The sequence below is a fragment of the Micromonospora sp. LOL_015 genome, from assembly GCF_048060275.1.
Lineage (GTDB): Bacteria > Actinomycetota > Actinomycetes > Mycobacteriales > Micromonosporaceae > Micromonospora_E.
In genome coordinates, this window is the sequence record NZ_JBHMIO010000001.1 from 363,344 (window position 1) to 380,036 (window position 16,693).

General features: G+C 72.5%; 14 protein-coding genes. 6 read left to right on the forward strand and 8 right to left on the reverse strand.

The genetic code is table 11. From position 1 onward, the window contains the following. Positions 1 to 33: 33 nt before the first annotated feature. The 4 genes from ACFHWU_RS01530 to ACFHWU_RS01545 all read right to left on the reverse strand — a co-directional run bounded on the left by ACFHWU_RS01530 (position 34) and on the right by ACFHWU_RS01545 (position 3,181). The gene (locus ACFHWU_RS01530) at positions 34 to 891 is read right to left on the reverse strand and encodes an endonuclease/exonuclease/phosphatase family protein (protein WP_416567553.1); all 858 of its coding nucleotides are present in this window, start codon (positions 889 to 891) and stop codon (positions 34 to 36) included. A 53-nt stretch (positions 892 to 944) separates the two neighbouring features. After that, entirely contained in the window at positions 945 to 1,892 is a 948-nt protein-coding gene (locus tag ACFHWU_RS01535) for an ROK family glucokinase (protein ID WP_416551564.1), read from the reverse strand. 106 nt (positions 1,893 to 1,998) lie between these two features. Further along, on the reverse strand, positions 1,999 to 2,706 hold the full coding sequence (locus ACFHWU_RS01540; protein ID WP_416551562.1) for a hypothetical protein: 708 nt from the start codon (positions 2,704 to 2,706) through the stop codon (positions 1,999 to 2,001). A gap of 13 nt (positions 2,707 to 2,719) precedes the next feature. After that, entirely contained in the window at positions 2,720 to 3,181 is a 462-nt protein-coding gene (locus ACFHWU_RS01545) for an SRPBCC family protein (protein ID WP_416551560.1), read from the reverse strand. A gap of 172 nt (positions 3,182 to 3,353) precedes the next feature. Between ACFHWU_RS01545 and ACFHWU_RS01550 the strand changes: the two genes are divergently transcribed. From ACFHWU_RS01550 to ACFHWU_RS01570, 5 genes are all read left to right on the forward strand, one after another. After that, positions 3,354 to 5,150: an AMP-dependent synthetase/ligase gene (locus ACFHWU_RS01550; RefSeq protein WP_416551558.1), complete on the forward strand. Its 1,797-nt coding sequence runs from the start codon at positions 3,354 to 3,356 to the stop codon at positions 5,148 to 5,150. Between the two features lie 71 nt (positions 5,151 to 5,221). Beyond that, entirely contained in the window at positions 5,222 to 6,862 is a 1,641-nt protein-coding gene (locus tag ACFHWU_RS01555; RefSeq protein WP_416589705.1) for a GAF domain-containing sensor histidine kinase, read from the forward strand. Between the two features lie 7 nt (positions 6,863 to 6,869). After that, positions 6,870 to 7,538 (forward strand): response regulator transcription factor, encoded by a 669-nt coding sequence (locus tag ACFHWU_RS01560; RefSeq protein ID WP_123602728.1) that lies wholly within the window; start codon positions 6,870 to 6,872, stop codon positions 7,536 to 7,538. A 178-nt stretch (positions 7,539 to 7,716) separates the two neighbouring features. Beyond that, complete coding sequence (locus ACFHWU_RS01565; RefSeq protein WP_416551555.1) at positions 7,717 to 8,526, forward strand: SAM-dependent methyltransferase; 810 nt, start codon at positions 7,717 to 7,719, stop codon at positions 8,524 to 8,526. Further along, positions 8,519 to 10,300, forward strand: coding sequence for a putative bifunctional diguanylate cyclase/phosphodiesterase (locus ACFHWU_RS01570; RefSeq protein ID WP_416551553.1), 1,782 nt, complete (start codon positions 8,519 to 8,521; stop codon positions 10,298 to 10,300). Before ACFHWU_RS01565 ends, ACFHWU_RS01570 begins: the two co-directional genes overlap by 8 nt. A gap of 99 nt (positions 10,301 to 10,399) precedes the next feature. On the opposite strand, the gene ACFHWU_RS01575 is transcribed toward ACFHWU_RS01570, so the two are convergent. The 4 genes from ACFHWU_RS01575 to ACFHWU_RS01590 all read right to left on the reverse strand — a co-directional run bounded on the left by ACFHWU_RS01575 (position 10,400) and on the right by ACFHWU_RS01590 (position 14,660). After that, on the reverse strand, positions 10,400 to 11,524 hold the full coding sequence (locus tag ACFHWU_RS01575; protein ID WP_416589641.1) for a glycosyltransferase family 4 protein: 1,125 nt from the start codon (positions 11,522 to 11,524) through the stop codon (positions 10,400 to 10,402). Further along, complete coding sequence (locus tag ACFHWU_RS01580) at positions 11,521 to 12,780, reverse strand: M48 family metallopeptidase (RefSeq protein WP_416551549.1); 1,260 nt, start codon at positions 12,778 to 12,780, stop codon at positions 11,521 to 11,523. The genes ACFHWU_RS01575 and ACFHWU_RS01580 overlap by 4 nt, the downstream gene beginning before the upstream one ends. A gap of 108 nt (positions 12,781 to 12,888) precedes the next feature. Beyond that, positions 12,889 to 13,122: a hypothetical protein gene (locus tag ACFHWU_RS01585; protein WP_416551547.1), complete on the reverse strand. Its 234-nt coding sequence runs from the start codon at positions 13,120 to 13,122 to the stop codon at positions 12,889 to 12,891. 143 nt (positions 13,123 to 13,265) lie between these two features. Then, positions 13,266 to 14,660: an NYN domain-containing protein gene (locus ACFHWU_RS01590; protein WP_416551545.1), complete on the reverse strand. Its 1,395-nt coding sequence runs from the start codon at positions 14,658 to 14,660 to the stop codon at positions 13,266 to 13,268. Between the two features lie 177 nt (positions 14,661 to 14,837). On the opposite strand from ACFHWU_RS01590, the gene ACFHWU_RS01595 reads away from it, so the two are divergent. Next, on the forward strand, positions 14,838 to 16,607 hold the full coding sequence (locus ACFHWU_RS01595) for a DEDD exonuclease domain-containing protein (protein WP_416589706.1): 1,770 nt from the start codon (positions 14,838 to 14,840) through the stop codon (positions 16,605 to 16,607). Positions 16,608 to 16,693 lie beyond the last annotated feature (86 nt).

Sequence of the window (16,693 nt, forward strand, 5' to 3'; positions counted from 1 at the left end):
AATCTCCTTCGTACGGCTGCGAAATCGTGCCGGCTAGCCGCCCCGCTTGTCCAGTCCTGGTGCCGGTTCGGTGAGCACCAGATCGGCAACGACCGGAAGATGGTCACTCGCCCGCCGCGCCGCTGCAGTGTCCACCACCCGGCAGCCGGCCACCTCGATGCGCGGATCGACGAAGATTGCGTCGATCCGGCGGCGCGGGTCGCGGCCCGGGAACGTGCCGGCCCGGCCCGCACCGGCGGCGGCAGCGGCGTCGGTGAACCCGGCGGCGGCCAACCGCCACGCCGCACCGGTGTCGTCCGGCGGCGGGGCGGCGGTGCCGAGCCGGGCGGCGGTGCCGGGCCGGGCGGCGGTGCCGGGCCGGGCGGCGGTGCCGGGCGACGACAGGTCGTCGGGGTCCGCCGGCGGGTCGTTGACGTCCAGGCCAAGGATCACCGGCCCGTCGACGTCGGCGCAGGCCTGGCGCAGCAGCCGGGCCTGCGCCGGTCGCTCCGTCGGATCAGTGGACAGATGCGATCCGACCACCACGAAGCGGGCCGAGCCGACCGCGCAGCGGGCGAACACCGCGCCGCGCAGGTGCCGGCCGGGCGTCAGCGGGAACCGGACCGACCAGGTGCTCCCCACCCGTACTCGCAGCGTGGTCAGCACCAGGTTGCCCAACGGCGGTGGCCCACCGGATCCGACGACCATCTCGAACGCGTTCGCCAGCGCGGCCGACCTGGTCCGCCACCGCCACCGACGCGGTGCCTCCTGCAGGATCGCCACATCCGGTGCGATCTGGCGGACCACCTCGGCCAGCGCGGCCCGATCGTCACGCTGGCCGTGGATGTTGTACGTGAGCACCCGCAGCCGCACACCGGGCCGCTGCGGCGCGGTCGTCTGGTCAGCCGTCACAGTCTCCTCCTCGGCACGATGTGAAGGGGCCGGAATCCGGCGGGCAGGCCGGCTCAGATCCGCCGGGCGAGGTCGGCCGCACCGACCACACCGGCGGCGTTGCCCAGTTCGGCCGGCCGCACCTCGGCCACCGGGATGCGGACCCGCTGGGCCAGCGCGTCGGTGTACGCCCGTTGAGCGGGGCCGAGCAGCAGCTCACCCGCGTCGACCACGCCGCCGCCGATCACCATCACCTCGGGATCGAGAATCTGCGCCAGGTCGGCCAAGCCGATGCCGAGCCAACGCCCGATCTGTGCGAACGCCTCGCAGGAGACCGGGTCACCAGAGCGGGCCGCGGTGGTGACCATCGGCCCGGTGACCGCCTCGGCGTCGCCGCCGGCCAGGGCGAGCAGTTTGGTCGCCCGGTCCGGTTCCTGCCGGGCGCCGGCACGGGCGAACCGGACCAGGGCATTGCCGCTGGCGTACTGCTCGATACAGCCCTGCCGGCCGCAGCCGCACTGATGTCCGTCCGGGACCGCGAGCATGTGGCCGAGTTCCGCGGCGATGCCGTGCGCACCGCGGACGAGTTCGCCGCCGTACACGATGCCGCCGCCGATGCCGGTGCCCACGGTGAACATGACCATCGAGTCGGCGGCGTCCCGGCCGGCGCCGTGCCGAAACTCTGCCCAGGCCGCGACGTTTGCATCGTTCTCGACGATCACCGGCAGGTCGACCGCCGCGCTCACGTACTCCCGCAGCGGTTCGTCCCGCCAGGCGAGGTTCGGGGCGAACAGCACAGTTGAACGACGTGCGTCGATCCATCCGGCAGCCCCGATACCGACCGCGCCGACCGGGTGGTTCGCCGCCAGCTCGAGCACCACCTCGATGATCACGTCCCGGGTCATGGCCACGTCGTCGGCTGGCGTTTCGTGCCGAGTCCGGGCCAGGACCTTTCCGTCCGGATCGACGACCCCGCCGGCGACCTTGGTGCCACCGATGTCGACTCCGATGGTCAGCGTCACCGCTGCCGCTCCCCTCTGCTGTGCTCTTCGCGCGCCGGTGTCCGCACCGGGTCCGGTCCGGCGGCTGTCCACCGCCGGGGCAGTCGTCCGGCCGGACGGTGCCGGATCAGGCCGGATCAGGTCCCGGCCGGCCATGGTCCGGCGAGGTGGCACCCGACCGGTCCGGCTCCGCCCCGGCGGTATCCGCGCCGGGTGTCGCCGGAGCGGTCACCGCCGGACCGCCGGTGCGGCCCTGGGCTGGTGGTGCGCCTGTCCCGGCGACGTCGACGGGGGCGTTCGTCGCGGCCGACCAGACGTCCCGATCACCCGCGTAGTCCGAATCATCCATGGTCCAGGTGGTCTGGCGCCAGACCTCGTCGTCCGAGGTCGTCCGGCCGGTCGGCGGACCGTGCCGGTCCGGCGGCGGGCCGGCGGGATCCGCAGCCGGCGAACCGGCCGCCGGCTCCGGGGACGCGGTGGGGTCAGCCGGACGCTCCGATTGCCCGGCGGGGTCGGCCGGACGGTCGGGGGCCAGGGCACGCAGCAGGCTGGCGACTCCGGCGGCGAAGTCCCCGGCACCGGCGGCCAGCCGGTCGGCCAGCTCCGGGCTGGGGTCACGCAGCGCCGTGATGGCCCGGCAGACCGGGCAGACGCAGCAGGCCGGGTCGCCGGTGGCGACTGGCCCGGTGCCGCCCAGCAGGTCACGCAGCAGGCCGAGGCCGCCCGCGGCGCCGGCACCGAGCCGCTGGCCGCGCGCCGCCAGCTGCGCCATCGCCAACGCGGTCGCCACCAACCGTTCCGCTTCCGCCCGCGCGGAGCGAGGATCTGTTTCCACCGTCGGCCCGCCCCTAGCCTGTCTCCGTCGCACCGAACTGTTCCACTCGGTGCTTGAGCTGTGTCAGGGCAGCATCCATGATCATTTTTTCGGCCTTGCGGCGGAACATCCCGAGCATCCCGACAGAGAGCTCCACCTCCAGCGTGTAGGTCACCGTGGTGGTTCCATCCCCGTTGTCCTCGATGTCGTACGCACCGTCCTGCCGGCGCTGCATCCGGGACGGCTCAGCCAGCCGCCACTCGATCCGGGACAGGTCCTCGGAGTACTCGTAAATCAACGTGTAGTCGTCTGCGAGCACTCCGGCGTCAAGCACGAAGCGGACCTCACGGGCGTGTCCATCCTCGTACTCCTGGCGCACCTCGACTCGGTCCAGCGCCTCGGTCCACTCGGGGTAGCGCACGAAGTCGCAGATCACCGCCGTCACCCGGAACGCGGGCGCGGCGACGACAATCGACTTGGTGGAGGACTCCGCCATGTGGGGCAGGCTACCCGGTGCCGGGCCAAGATCAAGCCAGTGGCCGACAACCGTCCGGCCGCCGCCGGCAGCGGGCTGACCGCGCAGGTCATCGGTCGCCCGGTAGGTTGCGGGTAGCCGGACGTGCACCGCCGGTCCGGTCCGCCTCAGCCCACGAGCACAAGGAGTGCAGGTGCGCGAGTTCTCCGTACCACCGGTCGTCACGGTCGGTGATGCCGCCAACCTGACCGATCCGGTCTGGGACAACGCCGAGACCGCACCGGACGCGGTCCAGTTCACCCGGCCCGGACCGGACGGGCTGCAGGAGGTGACCTGCCGGGAGTTCCGCGACGAGGTGGTGGCGGTCGCCTGCGGCCTGATCGGCGCGGGAATCAACGCCGGAGACCGGGTCGGTCTGATGAGCCGGACTCGGTACGAGTGGACGCTGCTCGACTACGCGATCTGGTCAATCGGCGCGGTGACCGTGCCGGTGTACGAGACGTCCAGCGCCGAGCAGGTCAGCTGGATCCTGGCCGACTCCGGGGCGGTCGCCTGCGTGCTGGAGACCAACGGGCACGCGATCACCCTGGCCTCGGTCCGCGACCGGTTGCCCGCGCTACGCGAGGTGTGGCAGCTGGAAACCGGCGGTCTCGACGAGATCCTGGCCCGGGGCGGGACCGTCGACGCCGCCCAGGTGCAACACCGCCGCCAGCAGCTGACCTCGAACGACATCGCCACGATCATCTACACCAGTGGAACCACCGGACGGCCGAAGGGCTGTGTGCTCAGCCACCGGAACATGTACGCCGACATCGCCAACGCGATCCCCGGTCTGCCGAACCTGTTCCACGAGGGCGCGGCGACCCTGTTGTTCCTGCCCCTGGCCCACTCCTTCGCCCGGCTGATCCAGATCGGCGCGGTGCACGCCCGGGCCACGATGACCCACGCGGCCGACCCGAAGAACCTGGTCGACGACCTGGCCAGCGTCCGCCCGTCCTTCGTGTTGTCCGTACCCCGGGTCTTCGAGAAGGTCTACAACGCGGCCCGGCAGCGCGCCTACGACGGCGGCAAGGGTGCCATCTTCGACCGGGCCGACCATGTGGCCGTCGCCTACAGCGAGGCTCTGGACACCCCCGGCGGGCCAGGGCTCGGGCTACGCGTCCGGCACGCGGTGTTCGACCGGCTGGTCTACCGGAAGCTGCGGGCCGCGCTCGGCGGCCGGTGCCGCACCGCGATCTCCGGCGGCGCCCCGCTGGGCGCCCGGTTGGCGCACTTCTTCCGCGGCGTCGGGGTGACCGTCTACGAGGGGTACGGGCTGACCGAGACCTCCCCGGCGGTGTCGGTCAACCTGCAGCACGCGATCCGGATCGGCACCGTCGGCCGGCCGTTGCCCGGCGTCAGCGTCCGGATCGCCGACGACGGCGAGGTGCTGATCAGCGGCGACCTGGTGTTCCGGGGGTACTGGAACAACCGGCAGCAGACCGATGAGGTGCTCACCGACGACGGCTGGTTCCGCAGTGGCGACCTCGGCCAGCTCGACGACGACGGATTCCTGACCATCACCGGTCGGAAGAAGGAGCTGATCGTCACCGCCGGCGGCAAGAACGTCGCACCCACCGTGCTGGAGGACCAGTTGCGCGCCCACCCGCTGGTCAGCCAGTGCGTGGTGGTCGGCGACCGACGGCCGTTCATCGCCGCGCTGCTCACCGTTGACGAGGACGCCTGGCCGGGCTGGCTGGAACGCAACGGTCACCCGGCCGGTCGCACAGTCGCCGATCTGCGCGACGATCCGACGCTGCTGGCCGAACTTCAGCAGGCCGTGGACGAGGCGAACCGCGCCGTCTCGGCCGCTGAATCAATCCGGCGGTTCCGGGTGCTGGCCCGCGACTTCACCGAGGCGAGCGGCGAGTTGACCCCGTCGCTGAAGGTGAAACGGGCGGTGGTGCACGCCAACTACGAAGCCGAGATCGCCGAAATCTACGGGGGCTGACTACCATCCGTCACGTGTCCGCACCGACATCCGACGCGCCCCGTCCGCATCCACTCGCCGCGGTGGCGCGCCTGGTCATGCTCGCGCTCGTCGCGGTGCTGACCCTGATCACCACCCGGGACCTCGGCGAACTGCGCTGGGTGGCGCTGCTGGCGGTCGCCGGCGCCCCAGCGGTGCTCGTCCCCCGTCAACCGGTCATCGCCATGCTCGGCCGCCTCGCCGAGGTCGTCATCGTCGGCCTGGCCACGAGCGAGGTTGCCGCCGCCGCCAACCTGCGCGGCTCCATCGGCGCCGGGCTGGGCGCGTCGGCGATGCTGCCGTACCTGTCAGTGCCGTTGACGGTGGCGGTGCTGCAACGGCGGACCCGTGAGGCGACCGCGCTGCTCGGCGTCACCGCGCTCACCCTGGCCCTCAGCGGGTTGTTCACCACGATCGACGGCCGACCGCAGCTGGCCCAGCTCGGCTACGTCGCGGTCTGCACGCAGTGGCTGATCCTGGCCAGCCTCGGCATCCTGGCCGCCGGCACGCTGCAGCAGGTGATGCAGGCCCGTGGGGAGAGCAAGCCGGCCCCGTACGCGGAGGCCACCCGGCTACTCACCCAGCTGCGCAGCGTCGCACGGCAGCTGCCCGGTGCCACGCTCGACCCCGGCAGCATCTCCGAGCACCTAATCGAGGAGCTGCGGGTGGTGGCGCCGACCGGTCGCACCGCGGTGCTCTCCGGCAGCGGTGGGGGGCGGCTGGTGGTGCTCGCCCAGGCCGGTCTGGATCGGGTCGACTGGGAGACGACCCTGGACGCCGATTCGGCCATCGCCGACGCCTGGGCCAGCCAACTGCCGCAGACCGCGGCCCGCTCGCAGGCCCGGTCGCATCCCGGTGGTGACGTGTCGGCGCTGGTGGTACCGCTGGTCGCCGGGGTGCGCACGGTCGGTCTGGTGATTTTGGAGACGGACAGCGCCAACGCCTACCCGCCGCCGGTGGTCGGCCGGATCACCGCGTTGACCCGCCCGGCGGCGCTTCGGCTGGAGGCCGCGCTGCTGTTCGACGAGGTCCGGTCGCTGGCCACCAACGAGGAACGGCAACGGCTGGCCCGGGAGATTCACGACGGGGTGGCCCAGGAGTTGGTGATGGTCGGCTACGGCATCGACAACGCCCTGGCCACCCTGCCGGAGGGCAGTGACGAGACCGCCGAGGACCTGCGGACGCTGCGCGGCGAGGTCACCCGGGTGATCACCGAGCTGCGGCTGAGCCTGTTCGAGCTGCGCAGTGAGGTTGACCGGCACGGCGGGCTGGCAGCCGCGATTGCCGAGTACGCCCGTACCGTCGGATCGTCCGGCCGGTTGCGGGTGCACCTGTCGCTGGACGAGTCCGGGGCCCGGCTGCCGGCGGCCACCGAGGCGGAACTGCTGCGCATCGCACAGGAGGCGATTACCAATGCGCGCAAGCATGCCGGTGCCGCGAATCTGTGGGTCACGTGCGACATCGACCCGCCGTACGCGCAAATAGAAGTGTCGGATGACGGTCAGGGGATCGCCGACCAACGGCCGGACGGGCGGTACGGTCTTGCAATCATGGCAGAGAGAGCGGAACGTATCCGGGGCCGGTTGGAGATCAGGCCACGGCACCCGAGCGGAACGACCGTGGCAGTGGTGCTCGGAACCTCGCCCCGGCGCGATAGCGTGCGCGATAGCGTGACAGCACCAGAAGGGGAGTAGCCACAGCATGACCACCAGCCCCACACCGACCACCCGGACCAAGGTCCTACTTGTCGATGATCACGACCTCATCCGGAAGGGCCTGCGGCACGCTTTCGAGCGCGACCGCCAGTTCGAGGTCGTCGGTGAGGCCGCAACGGCGGCCGAGGGTGTACGCCAGGCGGGCGCCCTGCAACCAGATGTTGTGATCATGGACCTGCGGCTGCCGGACGGCAGCGGCCTCGAAGCGACCCGGGCGCTGCGCAAGTCCAGCTCCACGATGGGCATCGTGGTGTTGACCATGTACGCCGGCGACGACCAACTGTTCGGCGCGCTCGAGGCCGGGGCCAGCGCGTTCGTGCCGAAGACCGCACCGGCGGACGAGGTGGTCGCGGCGGCCCGGCACGCGGCCTCCTCGCCGAGCGCGTTCACCGCGGCTGACCTGGCCGAGGCGATGAAACGCCGGCTCGCGCCGTCCGGACCGCAACTTTCCCCCCGGGAGGGCCAGGTGCTGCGCCTGCTCGCCGACGGGATGAGCGTGGCCGGGATCGCCAAGCAGTTGTTCGTCAGCGAGTCGACGGCGAAGACGCACATCTCCAAGTTGTACGAGAAGCTCGGCGCGGCGAACCGGGCCCAGGCGCTGATGACGGCGCTGCGGCTCGGTCTGTTGGAGGCGCCGGACGCTCCGAAGTTCTGACCTGGTCGCGTGGTGCCGGCGGCGGGCGGGCCGGCCCACGTCGACCCGTGGCGACTGTGCTCGGTGCGGCGGGACCTCCCGGTTCGGACGCTCTGGATGCCCGGGCACGCAGCGGGCACAATGGCTAGCGCCACCAGCCAAGCCAGCAAACGGCCAGACAGGGACAAAAGGGGCGAAAATGGATCGGCCGCACTGGGCACCGGAGAGCATCGACGTCGAGCGGCCGAGCGTCGCCCGGATGTACGACTACTACCTCGGCGGCTCACACAACTTCGCCGTCGATCGGGCCGCCGCCCAGGCGATGATCACGGCCGTTCCCGACGCCCCGTTGATGGCCCAGGCGAACCGGGCCTTCATGCGCCGCGTTGTGCAATTCCTCGTCGAGTCGGGAATCCGGCAGTTCCTTGACATCGGCTCCGGGATCCCCACTGTAGGCAACGTGCACGAGATCGCTCAACGGCTGGCACCGGAATCGAAGGTCGCCTACGTGGACGTCGATCCGATCGCCGTCGCACACAGCCGGGAGATCCTCGCCGGCAACGACCGGACTACGATCCTGCAGGAGGACCTGCGCAACCCGGAACGGATCCTGCACGATCCTCAGGTGCGCAAGCTACTCGACTTCGACCAGCCGGTCGCGGTGCTGATCGTCGCGGTCCTGCATTTCGTGCCGGACTCCGACGACCCCACCGGGATCCTGGCCGAACTGCGCGCCGCCCTCACGCCCGGCAGCCATCTGGTCCTGTCCCAGGCCAGCGACGACGGTCGCAGCGACGAGGAACGCCGCGAGGCGGACCAGATCTACCGGCGCACCGACAACCCGCTCAACGTCCGGTCCCGGGCCGCGCTGACCAGGTTCTTCGACGGGTTCGACCTGCTACCGCCGGGCGTGGTCTGGGTGCCGCAGTGGCGCCCAGAGTCGCCCGAGGCGGCCGAGGACGCCGAGCGTGCCGTCTTCATGGGCGGGGTAGGCCGACTCGGTGGCTGAGCAGTCCGAGCCGGACGCCGATCCGCCCGGTGGCCGGCCACCGGGCGTCGCCGCCGTCGCCCGGGCCTGGGCCAAGGCGGTAACCGGGACCAGCTACCTGCCGCTGACCCAGGAGCAGTTGGAGGCGTTTCTCGGCGACCTGACCGTACGGCTCGTCACAGCGCTGCGCGCCGAGCCGTTCACCATTCGGGTCGGCTACCAGATCGGGTCGGACCTGGTCGCCGCGCACATCGCCTCGGCGGAAGGGCTCGGCCGCACCATAGAGGTACTCGACCTGCGACTACTGCGGGACCTGGACATCGACGACCCGGACCTGCCGGACCGGATGGCACGGCTGCTCGGCGGTATCGCCACCGGCTACACCCGGGCGCTGCGCGACCGCACCCTGGACGAGCAGGAAACCATCCGCCGCGCGGCGTTGGTCGCCCGGGAGCAGGCCGAGATCGCGCTGCGCGAGAGCGAGGCCCGGTACCGGCACCGGGCCACCCACGACCCGCTCACCGACCTGCCCAACCGGAGCTTGTTCACCCAGCGGCTGGACGACGTGTTCAGCAGGACCGGGCGTACCGGCAGGGACGGACGCCGACTCGGCGTCTGCTTCGTCGACCTCGACGGTTTCAAGATCGTCAACGACACCCTCGGTCACCACATCGGGGACCTGCTGCTGGTCTCCGTCGCCGAGCGGCTGCGCCGGGGCGTCGGCGAACACCTGGTGGCCCGCATCGGTGGCGACGAGTTCGTCATCCTGGTCGCCGACACCACCTGCACCGACGACGTGCTCAAGGTCGCCGAAGCCGCGCTCGCCGCGATCGGCGAACCGGTCGTCGTCGACGGCCACGAACTGACCGTGACCGCCAGCATCGGCATCGTGGAACGCCTGGTCGCAGGCACCACTCCGAGCGAGGTGATGCGGGCCGCCGACGTCACCCTGCACTGGGCGAAATCGGCGGGAAAGGGCCGGTGGGCACTGTTCGATCCGGTGCGCAACGACCACCAGTTGGCCCGGTACGCGCTGTCGGCGGCGATGCCCGCCGCTCTCGACCGGGGCGAGTTCTACCTGGACTACCAGCCGCTGGTCGCGCTCGCCGGCGGCGCGCTGCTCGGCGTCGAGGCGCTGGTCCGCTGGCGGCACCCGACGATGGGGGTACTCGGGCCGGACCGGTTCATCTCCCTCGCCGAGGACTCCGGGCTGATCGTCCGGCTCGGATCGTGGGTGCTGGCGGAAGCCTGCCGGGAGGCCCGGCGCTGGCTGGACCGCAGCGCGAACGCCCCGTTCGTCAGTGTCAACCTGGCTGTCCGGCAGGTCAACGACCCCGGTTTGGTGCGGTACGTGACCGAGGTGCTCGCCGACACCCGGCTACCAGCCGACCGGCTGCAGCTGGAGATCACCGAGAGCGCCCTGATGAGCACCGCTGACGGACCGGTCCGCACCCTGCGAGAGCTGGCCGACCTGGGCGTACGGATCGCCATCGACGACTTCGGGACGGGCTACTCCAACCTGTCCTACCTTCGCTCGCTGCCGGTGCAGGAGCTGAAGCTGGCCGGGAAGTTCGTCGAAGGGCTCCGTGCCCCGGCTGGCACCGACCGGACCGACGAGAGCATCCTGCTCACCCTGGTGACGCTGGCCCACACGCTGCGGCTGACGGTCACCGCCGAAGGAGTGGAGACCGCCGGGCAGGCCGAGCGGCTCCGGGCAATCGGCTGCGACGCCGCCCAGGGCTGGCATTTCGGCCGGCCCGGACCAGCCGACGGGATCACCGAACGACTCGGCTGACGCCGCAAGCAGCCGCCCACCGCAGGGCCAGGCGACGCCGCTGAGGGGTCAGGCCGCCCCGAGGTCAGCGCCGGGTTCAGGCCACCGGGGCCAGGCCGCTCAGCCGGCCAGCAGCGACGCCATCCGCTGCGCCTGGGTGTCCCACCGCCACTCACGCTCCACCCAGGTCCGACCGGCGGCCCCCATCCGCCGAGCCAGCTCCCGGTCGGCCAGCAGGCCCGCCAGCCGGTCAGCCAGCTGGCTCGGGTCTCGACCGTTCACGACGTACCCGGTCTCGCCGTCGCGGACCGCATCCGGCGCGCCGCCGGAATCCCCGGCCACCACCGGCAGCCCGGTCGCCGATCCTTCCAGGTAAACGATGCCCAGGCCTTCCACGTCGAGCCCGCCGCGACGGGTGCGGCAGGGCATCGCGTACACGTCCCCGGCGGCGTAGTGCGCCGGCAGTTCCGCCCAGGGCACTGCCCCGGTGAAGGTGACGTCGTCGGCCACCCCGGCGCGCCGGGCGAGTCGTTGCAACCGGCGGCGGTCCGGGCCGCCGCCGACGATCAGCAACGCGGCGCCCGGCACCCGACGCCGAACCAGCGGCCAGGCCCGGATCAGCGTGTCCTGACCCTTGCGCGGCACCAGCCGGGACACACAGACCACCACTGGCCGGTCCGACAACCGGTGCCGGCGGCGCACCTCGCCGCCGTCGACGCCCGGATGGTAGGCATCGGTGTCCACCCCCGGGGCGAGCCGACGCAGCTCGGTCAGCCCGCCGATCGCGCGGTCCAGCCGGACCCGGGTGTACTCCCCCAGGTAGGTCACCACGTCGGCGGCGCTGGCGATCCGACGCAGCATCGACCTCGCGCCGGGCAGCGCGGCCCACCCCACCTCGTGCCCATGAGTCAGGGCCACCGTCCGGCTGATCTCGACCCGCCGGCGCAGGCCGTCGGCGAGCAGGCCGAGCGGCGCGGCCGCCCCGAACCAGACGGTGTCGCAGCCCCGGGCCCGCGCCAGGGCGGCGGTCTGCCGGGCCACCGCCGGCGTGGGCAGCAGCATGCCGGTCGGGTTACGGATCACCTCGAACGGCTGTTCGGCGTCGAACCGCTCGGCACCGTCGTAGCTCGACGCGTAGACCACGATGGTCTGTGCGGGCTGCCGCAACGCCAGATTGTGCACGAACGACTGGATGCCGCCGGGCCGCGGCGGGAAGTCGTTGGTGACCAGCAGGGTGCGGATCATCGGCCCGCCTGGTCGGCGTACCTTCGGGCCGCCGCGATCCGTTCCACGGTCGACGGGTGCGTGGCGGAGTAGAGGTACTCCCAGCGGGGCGGGTCCGGATCGGCGAGATTGATCGCGGACAGCCGGCGGTGCACCGCCGCGTACGCCGCCGGGTCACCGTGCAGCGCCAGCGCGTGCTCGTCGGCGCGGGCCTCGATCCGGCGCGACACCAGCGCCTGCGCCGGTGTCGCCACCAGGCCGACCAGCGTGACCACGGCCAGCAGCAGGGCGATCGACCGCGGCTCAGCGATGTCGGCGACGCCGGCCGCCCGCAGCACCGGCCGCCAGCTGCCGAGCAGGTACAGCCCGATGACGGCCGCGGCCGCACCGAGTGCGCCCAACCCGGTACCGGTCAGCACGTCCCGCGCGCGGGCGTGGCCCAGCTCGTGGGCGACCACGGCGGCCAGCTCCGCCGGAGGCGCCTCGAGCAGCAGGTTGTCGTAGACGACGATCCGCCGGGTGGGGCCGAACCCGGACACGTAGGCGTTGACCGCGCGGGTACGCCGGGACGCGTCGGCGACCAGCACGTCCCGCACCGGGACGCCGTCGCGCTCGGCCAGCTCCAGCAGCTGCGTGCGCACCGGACCGTCCGGCATCGGGGTGAACTTGTTGAAGACCGGCTCGACCAGTACCGGCAGAACGAACGACAGCAGCACCACCAGGGCGGCCGCACCGGCCGCGGCCAGCGCCCACCACCAGCGGGGGGCAAGCCGAACGACGGTGTAGAAGCCGAGCAGGGCCACCGTCGCGATGACCGCGCCGACCGCGTACGACCGGACCAGGTCCAGCCCCCAGCCGGCCCAGCCCTGCGTGGCCAGCCCGTGCTCGGTCAGGATCCGGTGCCGCCAGGCGGCGAACGGCAGGGTCAGCAGGTCGGCCAGGAACACCACGAGCAGCCCGCCGAGCAACGCCTGGGCGGCCCAGTGACCGCCGAACGGCCGGCCGGCGACCTCCACCAGCCGGGCACCGACCGGGGTGAACCCGAGCAGCAGCGCCACGAGCAGGCCGGCCAGCATCGCGCCGTAGCGACCCGGGCGCAACGCCGCCCGCAGTGCCCGCCCCCGTTCGACCTGGTCGACGGGCAGCTCACGCAGGGCGGCGAGCTGGTCGGCGCGGGGCACCGGCGGCCGCTGCCACGGCACCAGCACTGCCGCCGCGACGACGACCGCCACCACCAGGACGACGAAGGTGACCAACGCCCATGCGCGAGGCGTCATCGGGCTCCTTCCGCCGGCCGGTCGCCCGACCATCCTAGGTGTGCCGGCGCGGTCCCGGTCCGCGCTCGGGCGACAGACCGGATCCTGTCAGGTGGACCGGTCGATCGCTCAGGCGACCTGTCTTCGGGACCGGGGCCGGCGCTGCCGGCGGCCACGCGGCGCGGCCGTCGACCCGCCGAGCACCTCGACGTCGAACCCGGCGCGCGCGAAGACCTCGATCGCGTACCGCTCGCCGGCGTCCAGGTTGGTCACCGCGTCCGGGCTGTCGATCAGGGCACTGACCAGGCAACCCCGGCAACTCGGGCCGCGCTCGACGGCGCAGGTGTCACAGTCGATCAGCATGGTCGTCTCCTCACGTGACGGTGCGATCGGACAGTGGCCGGCGGTGACCGGCCCCCGTACGACGCAGCATCGCCGACCGACCACCGCCAGTGACATCGACGATAGGCATCAGGTACGACAGTTCCGCGCGACCGGGTGTCAGCTCAGGACCGGGCCAGTCGACGCAGCAGCGAATCAGCGCCCATCGGGTACGCGCCGTGCCGCCGGACCCCGTCGGCCACCTCCCGGTCGGAGGAGACCACCACGATCACCCGGCCGGACGGCTCGGCCCGGACCAGCCGACGGATGAGTTCATCGGCCGTTTCCCCTTTGCGGGAGAACAGCACCCGTACGCCGCGTGGGGCCGGCGGCAACCCGTGCATCCGCTCGGCGCCGTCGAAGACCACGGTCACCTCGTCCCCGGTCTGCGCGGCGATCCCACCGAGCCCGGTGATCAACCGCTTACGTTGCTGCTCCAGCGGCATCTCACCGAAGCCCCGCTTGGTCACGTTGTAGCCGTCGACGACGAGGTGGGCCCGGGGCAGGGCGAGCAGGTCGTCCAGCCGAACCGGGTCGTCGGTGTCGCGGGCCCGGGTTGACGTCGCCGCCGCCGGCCGGTCGGTGAACGCGTCGGCGACGTAGTCGGCCGGCAACCGGTCGGCCGGGTCCAGGGCAAGCTCCCGCCGCAGCCCCTGGGCTGCCTGCCCGATCGTCTCCAGCAGCAGCCACAGCCGGGCGTCGTCGACCGCCCGGGCCTCCTTCGCCGACTGCCGGGCGGCGCCGGCGGTCAGCTCCGCGTCGGCGAGCCTGGCGCGCAGCCGCCGCAGCTCCGCGTCGTGGTCGGCGGCGGCCCGCGCGGCGCGGCCGCGTTCGGTGGCGAGCAGTTCGTTGGCCCGCCGTTGCTGCGCCTGCGCCTCACGCAGCGTGCGGGACAGCTGCCGGGACTCCTCGCGGAGCTGGCCCAGCTCCTCGCGTACCCGGGCCAGCTCGTCGCGGAGCTTCTCCACCTCGACCCGGGCGACGGTGCGGTCATGTTCGGCCCGATTGGCGCGGGCCTCGGCATCACGGATCAGCTCGGCGACGGCGGCGCGGTCGGCCTCGGCCCGGACCGCCGCACCGGCGGCGTCGACCAGCTCACGCCAGCCCGCCGGCCGCATCAGGTACGCCAGGGCGGCGACCTCGACCGGGTCCGCCGCCGCGGGCGAGACCCCTTCGCTGACCGCCGTGCCCAGCTCACCGGCCTCGGTCAGCGCGCGGGCAGCCACCCGCTGCCGCAACGACGGATCGTTGGTGAGCGCTGCCGCGATGGCCGCACCGCCGTAGCGGGCCCGCCGGTTCGGCGCGAACTTGGCGACCTTGCGCAGCTGGGGTGGCATCTCGTCGGTCGGGATCTCGGGCAGCGCGGCGGCGGCGAGCACGACGATGCGCGACCGCACCGGCTCCGGCAGCACCGGCTCGGCGGGTGGACCACCGGCCGGCTGGTCGGCGGACAGGGGCAGGGCGCCGGTCGTCGGCGCCGCCCCCTCGGGACGAGCGTCGGTCGGATCCGGTGCGGCCATGCACCCCAGTCTCCCACCGGGTGGCCGCCGCGTGCCCGACAGGAAGAATGATCTCGTAGAGTCGATCGGATCGTTACCGATGGCACCCATGAGACGGCTGTGTCGTACCCACGTCCTATCGTCTGCGCCGTGGCACCGCCTGACCCCGCACCTCGACCGGCCTACACCCAGGGCTCGATCGACTCGCTGCTGTCAGCCGGGCCGGACCAGTCGCTGTCGACCGGCACGGACCGGTCGCTGCGGGAGACCACCTTCGTCGTGCTGGATCTGGAGACCACCGGCGGCGCGCCGGACGGCGGCGGCATCACCGAGATCGGCGCGGTCAAGGTGCGCGGCGGCGAGGAGCTCGGCGTCTTCGCCACGCTGGTCAACCCGGGCCGGCCGGTGCCGCCGTTCATCACCGTGCTCACCGGCATCACCGAGGCGATGCTCGTTCCCGCGCCGCCGATCGAGCAGGTGCTGCCCAGCCTGCTGGAGTTTCTCGGCGGCGCGGTGCTGGTGGCGCACAACGCGCCGTACGACGTGGGTTTTCTCAAGGCAGCGTGCGCCCGGCACGGCTATTCCTGGCCGGCGCCGACGGTGCTGGACACCGCAGCCCTCGCCCGCCGGGTGCTGACCCGCGACGAGGTGCCCAACCGCAAGCTCGGCACTCTCGCCGGCTACTTCCGCACCCCTCGGCGTCCCACCCACCGGGCCCTGGCCGACGCCCAGGCGACCGTGGACGTGCTGCACGGGCTGATCGCCCGGCTCGGCGGGCACCAGGTGACGAGCATCGGCGACGCGGTCGAATTCAGCCGGGCGGTCAGCGACGTCCAGCGACGCAAGCGGCACCTCGCCGATGGGTTGCCCCGCTCCCCCGGGGTGTACATCTTCCGGGCGGCCGACGACCGGCCACTGTACGTCGGCACCTCGGGCGACGTCGCGACCCGGGTACGCAGCTACTTCACCGCCGCCGAGCGGCGGGCGCGGATGTCCGAGATGCTGGCCGCAGCCGTGCGGGTCGACGCGGTCGAATGCGCCCACCGGCTGGAGGCCGAGGTACGTGAGCTGCGGCTGATCGCCGCCCACGCGCCGCCGTACAACCGCAGGTCGAAGTTCCCGGAGCGGGTGGTCTGGTTGAAGGTCACCGACGAGGTCTATCCACGGCTGTCCACCGTCCGGGCGATCTCACCGGCCGACACCACCGTGCTCGGGCCGTTCGCCTCCCGCCGGGCGGCCGAGCTGGCCGCCGCCGGCATCCACGACGCGCTGCCGCTGCGTCAGTGCACCCACCGGTTGTCCACCCGGACCCGGACCCCGGCCTGCGCGCTGGCCGAGCTGGGTCGTTGTCCGGCACCGTGCGAGCACCGGATCGACCCGCTGCAGTACGCCGAACTGGCCGTCACCCCGCTGCGTACGGCCCTCGAAACCGACCCGCAGCCACTGGTCGACACGTTGCTCGCCCGGATCGACCGGCTCGCCGCCGGGCAGCGGTTCGAGGAGGCGGCGGTGGTCCGGGGCCGGTTGGTCGCATTCCTGCGGGCGACCGTCCGGATGCAGCGGTTGACCGCGCTGACCCGCATCACCGAGCTGGTCGCGGCACGACGGGCCGGGCACGGTGGCTGGGAGCTGGCGATCGTCCGGCACGGTCGGCTCGCCGCCGCTGGCGTGTCGCCCCCACGGCAGCACCCTCGGGCCGCCATCGAGCTACTGTGCGCCACCGCCGAGACGGTGCCGGCCGGGCACGGTCCGGTGCCCCGGGCGAGCGCGGCCGAGAGCGAGCGGATTTTGTCCTGGTTGGAGCCGGACCAGACCCGACTGGTCAGGGTGAGCGGGGACTGGTCCTCGCCGCTGCGCGGCGCCGGCCGATTCCACCATTTGCTGGTCAAGGCCGAGGAAGCCGCCCGGACGACGGCCGGCGTCAACGAAGCGGACCAAAGACTCGACCGATCGATCACCCGCAAGTAGCCGATCGTACTACGCTCGCTCGCTTAGTCTGTTAGACAAGTGCAGTCCTGTCAGCCAACGCCCGATTCGTGGCGTGCGTCCGGGCG